The 526-nt window shown below is 45.4% G+C and carries 1 pseudogene; it reads right to left on the bottom strand.

The window, feature by feature from the left end:
- Positions 1-27 precede the first annotated feature (27 nt).
- Positions 28-526 (bottom strand): annotated as a pseudogene (locus R7E78_RS30265) (elongation factor 4); the annotation flags it as partial.

The raw sequence follows: 526 nt of genomic DNA, 5'->3' as shown, positions 1-526 counted from the left end.
CCAACAACAGTGGGACAAAGTTCAACTCTAATCTTTGCCGACGTGAAGAATTGCTAGGAACGCTTCTTGAGGCAGCTCAACGTTACCGATCTGCTTCATACGTTTCTTACCTTCTTTCTGTTTCTTCAGAAGTTTCTTCTTACGACTCACGTCACCACCGTAACATTTTGCGATTACGTTTTTACGTAGCTGCTTAACGGTAGAACGCGCAATGATGTGGTTACCAATAGCCGCTTGAATCGCGATATCGAACATCTGACGAGGGATAAATTCTTTCATCTTCTCAACCAGCTGACGACCACGAGTCTGAGACTGATCTTTGTGCGTGATAAGCGCTAGAGCATCCACTTTGTCGCCGTTCAATAGTACGTCTACGCGTACCATGTTTGACGCTTCAAAGCGTTGGAAGTTGTAATCCAGAGACGCGTAACCACGAGAAGTTGACTTCAGACGGTCGAAGAAATCGAGTACTACTTCTGCCATTGGAATATCGTAAGTTACTGCCACTTGGTTACCGTGGTAAACC

The organism is Vibrio sp. YT-19(2023) (assembly GCF_033337395.1).
The sequence above is the reverse complement of the archived record's forward strand: the minus strand, read 5'-3'. Positions and strand labels throughout refer to the sequence as shown.